This is a genomic window from Rhodospirillaceae bacterium (genome assembly GCA_018660465.1).
In the GTDB taxonomy this organism is placed as follows: Bacteria; Pseudomonadota; Alphaproteobacteria; order Rhodospirillales; family JABJKH01; genus JABJKH01.
Map to the genome: position 1 here is coordinate 1 of JABJKH010000058.1, position 4258 is coordinate 4258.

At 51.3% G+C, this 4258-nt stretch carries 3 protein-coding genes and 2 tRNA genes; 4 read left to right on the forward strand and 1 reads right to left on the reverse strand.

What is annotated here, in order from left to right; genetic code table 11:
• A partial coding sequence (locus HOM51_08870; GenBank protein ID MBT5034621.1) for a peptidase domain-containing ABC transporter occupies positions 1-413 on the reverse strand: 413 nt, incomplete at its 3' end.
• A gap of 215 nt (positions 414-628) precedes the next feature.
• On the opposite strand from HOM51_08870, the gene HOM51_08875 reads away from it, so the two are divergent.
• The 4 genes from HOM51_08875 to HOM51_08890 all read left to right on the forward strand — a co-directional run bounded on the left by HOM51_08875 (position 629) and on the right by HOM51_08890 (position 4237).
• On the forward strand, positions 629-2935 hold the full coding sequence (locus HOM51_08875) for an adenylate/guanylate cyclase domain-containing protein (protein MBT5034622.1): 2307 nt from the start codon (positions 629-631) through the stop codon (positions 2933-2935).
• Positions 2936-3066: 131 nt separating this feature from the next.
• Positions 3067-3933 (forward strand): diguanylate cyclase, encoded by an 867-nt coding sequence (locus HOM51_08880; GenBank protein MBT5034623.1) that lies wholly within the window; start codon positions 3067-3069, stop codon positions 3931-3933.
• A gap of 138 nt (positions 3934-4071) precedes the next feature.
• A tRNA-Cys gene (locus HOM51_08885) sits at positions 4072-4145 on the forward strand.
• A gap of 16 nt (positions 4146-4161) precedes the next feature.
• Positions 4162-4237, forward strand: a tRNA-Asn gene (locus tag HOM51_08890).
• Positions 4238-4258: the final 21 nt, after the last annotated feature.

Below are 4258 nucleotides of genomic sequence, written 5' to 3' on the forward strand. Positions count from 1 at the left end.
ACAGCCGTCGCCCCAGATAAAGTATTGCGAACCATATCGACATCCCGGAACAAAAGGTTCCAGTGCGATGTTGGCTTAGTCTCAAGTTCCCGAAGCGGCAACGATAAGATTTTATCGAACAACTTTCGACCAATGATAATATCGACACGAACGGCGATGGTCTGCATGATCCGAGACCGCGCCTGACGCAGGACATAATCAAACAGCAACACCAGCGCCATGCCGAGAACCAATCCGTAAAGGGTTCCGATGCCCGCATGGCCAACAACTCGGTCGTAAACCTGCAAGGTAAAGATAGGCGCTGCGAGTGCCAATAGATTGACAAACGCAGACATCGACATGACTTCTCGGACAGTCGGCATCAAGGGTTTTAAAAATGGCCGCAGCCATGCGCGTGTTGACGGAGTACTCATATGTCTAAAAGTATACGGTTCCCTACCGTAATTCTCCAGTAAATCAGAAGATACTCCCTTTTAGGCGACGGAAGTTACCAAGCGGTAAAGGCAAAATATTAGTCTATCCACTAGTATGCATAAAATTCTTACGATAGACTGTTCACAACAAGACGGGTTGGGGCTAAAAATAATCAGGGAGCGGTGGCACCATTGGGTTTCGCCGAATAATAGAATTGGCAAACGGACTAGCAAGTAGGATTGGCGCGAAGATACTCTCTGGCATTCGGGCTGCGTTCTCTGTTGATCGAATGATGGGCATGGGATTGTTGGCAGTATTCTTGGCGGTTCGCTTTGCGGACCCCTACCCTGTTGAGTTCCTTCGGGTTAAAACGTTCGACATTTTTCAACAGATCAAACCACGCGAAATTCCGCCGCCGGCACGTAAGCCTGTAACCATTATCGATTTGGATGAACAAAGCTTAGCCGAAGTTGGTCAGTGGCCGTGGCCGCGTAACAAGGTCGCGCAGATGGTCCAAAATCTGCAAAATATGGGCGCTTTATTGGTGGCTTTCGATATTGTCTTTGCGGAAGAAGACAATCGGAGTCCGCATATCCTGGCCAAGAATATCCCCGGTCTTGACGAGGCGACCAAGAAAAAACTTCTGAGCCTCCCCAGCAACGATCAAATCTTTGCGAACGTCATTAAACGCGGCAATAAACTGGCGATGAAAGCCGGAAAACGGAGAATCCCCATTGGCAAAGTGATTATGGGACAGGCTGGATATTGGGAAGAATTAGATACCACGGGCAAACCTCCGCCTATTAAAAAGTCATTTGCGCTGCTAAAAAAGAAGAATGATCCGCCGGCGAGCCTCTTCGTACCAGGTTTCAACTCCTTGATTACAAATACTCCCGTATTGGACAAACACGCGGCCGGGCACGGTATTTTCTCTCTGGTGCCGGAACCAGACGGTATCGTCCGACGGATTCCGACAGTGTTTAAGTTTAAAGAAAGATTGTACCCCTCCTTGTCTCTAGAGATGATGCGCGTTGCCTTTGGGCGCAAAACGGTCGGGATTCGCTCTAACCATCTTGGCCTTTATCAAGTTCCCATCGGGCGGTTCAAAATGCCGACCGACCCACAAGGTCGGGTTTGGCCTTATTTCTCGAAAAGTGACAAAGCCAAGTACGTGTCGGCCCGAGACGTACTTGCAGGCACTGTGGATCGCAAGCTGATCGCCGGCAAAATGACAATTGTCGGTACCTCTGCTGTCGGCCTTTTGGATATTCGGTCAACACCTGTGGACGCAATTATTCCCGGGGTTGAGGCGCACGTTCAATTGATCGAAGCCGCCCTCTCGAAACAGTTCTTGTCTCGACCCGGCTATCTGCTTGGCGCAGAATTCATGCTGATTTTGGTTGGTGGATTGCTCATGATCTGGCTGGTTCCGGCCGTCGGGGCCAAATGGACGATGATGCTGTTCTTGATCCTAGCAATTGGTACTGGCGGGACCTCTTGGTACCTATTTTCGGAAGAACGCATCTTGTTTGATGCGGGATTTGCCGTTCTAGCAATCATGATGCTGTATTTCCTTTTGACCTACGCTGGCTACGCCCGGGAAGAAGCTCAACGGCGCCAAACCCGGGACGCCTTCGGCAAGTACCTGTCACCCGATATGGTGGCGCGGGTTGCCGGTGATCCGGACTCTCTGAAACTAGGTGGCGAGCAACGTGAACTGACGCTTTTGTTCTGCGATGTGCGCGGCTTTACCACAATCTCAGAACAGTTCGATGCGATTGGCCTGACCAATTTGATCAATAAGCTGCTGACTCCTTTGACTAACGTTATTATGGCCCACGAAGGCACGGTTGATAAATACATGGGCGACTGCATCATGGCATTCTGGAATGCGCCGCTGGATGTCAAACGGCATGCCTATGAAGGGTGTATCTCGGCAATTGGGATGTTGGCTGAAATCGAGCCCTTGAATGAACGCTTAAAGGTGGAAGCCGAAGAAGAAGGACGCAAACATATTCCCTTGCAAGTCGGCTTGGGATTAAATACTGGACTTGGCGTTGTCGGTAACATGGGGTCAGATCAACGATTCGACTATTCTGTGTTGGGGGACTGCGTCAACCTGGCCGCACGTTTGGAAGGCCAGTCGAAAAGCTACGGTGTCGATATCGTCATTGGCCACTCTACCCGTGATTTGGTTCCTGAACTGGCAACAATTCCATTGGACTTCATTCAAGTTAAAGGAAAGACCGAAGGCGTACATATTTTTGCCCTTATGGGTGATGAGACAGTTGCTGAGGACGAAGGCTTCCTGTCGCTTAAGGCAACCACCCAAGAAATGATTGATGCCTATACAGCCCAAGATTGGGTGAAGGCGCGCGAAAAAATTGCCGAATGCCGTGGCAAACTCAACGGCCATCGGATCGCTGGGCTTTACGATCTCTACGAAGAACGCGTGACCGATTACGAAGAAAACCCGCCCCCTGAGGGATGGGACGGCGTGTTCATCGCGACTACTAAATAGTCAATTTAAACAGTCGGCATGACAATCGTTAACACCTATTCACATTTGTTACACGTTTAGATATACAACTGTAATATTAAGTCCCTATATAATTTTAGGAATAGCCGCCGACCGTTTGCTGAGGAGCAATAATGGCCAAAATCTTAATTGTCGATGACAGCCCAGACATCCGGACTCTGCTAAGAATGCAGCTTCAGATGGACGGTCACGAGGTTTTGGAGGCTGAAAACGGCAATCTTGGCGTAAAAGCAGCCAAGGAGCATGGTCCCGACCTCGTCGTCCTTGACGTAATGATGCCTGAGATGGATGGCTTGGAAGCGTGCAGCCTGATCCGGGCTGAGCCAGCCTGTGCGGCCATCTATATCATCATGCTATCAGCCAAGAACGATACCGACGACAAAGTTTCCGGGCTCGATGTTGGGGCGGATTCGTATATAGCAAAGCCGTTTGAACCGGTCGAACTCAAAGCCCAGATCCGCGCCGGCCTGCGCACGGTCGAAAACCGACGCCAAGCTATTTATGACGCCCTCACCGGGCTGTTTAATCGTCGTTCTTTTGACGACTTGATGGCGCGTGAATTGGCCTCGCAGGAACGATACGAGCACGCCCTTTCCTTGGTCATGATCGATCTTGATCACTTCAAAGCTGTCAATGACACCCACGGCCACGATGCGGGCGATGCGGCGCTGCGGGACTTGGCAGAAATACTTCGCAATGTATGTCGGCCAAGTGATCTGCCCTGCCGTTGGGGCGGCGAGGAATTTGTCTGGCTGATGCCTGAGACGAACCTGGAAGGTGCGGCACAGGCCGCAGAAAGGCTGCGCGCCGACATAGAAGCCCACACGTTTGAAAAAGCAGGCACCTTGACCGCCAGCCTGGGTGTAGCACAGGCAAACAATGGCGAATCCGCCGAACAAGTCCACAAAAGAGCCGACGAAGCGCTTTACCGTGCCAAAGATGGCGGCAGAAACCGAGTCGAAGTCGCTTCCCCTGAATAAAAGTTACTCTCTCAGGAAATTCAGGCATTACTCTCCTTGACCGTTCAGGGACCAATGGGTAAGTTCCGGCCCTTCGGTAAGGCCCCCATTCGAGTGAGAGATTTTTACTTGTGTGAAGCGGGGCAGTTCCGTATACGTGGCGCGGTGGCGGAGTGGCTACGCAGAGGCCTGCAAAGCCTTGCACACCGGTTCGATTCCGGTCCGCGCCTCCATCGACCCGGTATTTGATCCGGCGTAGCTCAGTTGGTAGAGCAGGTGACTGTTAATCACCTTGTCGCAAGTTCGAGTCTTGCCGCCGGAGCCAATTAAAACAACGCCTTAGCGG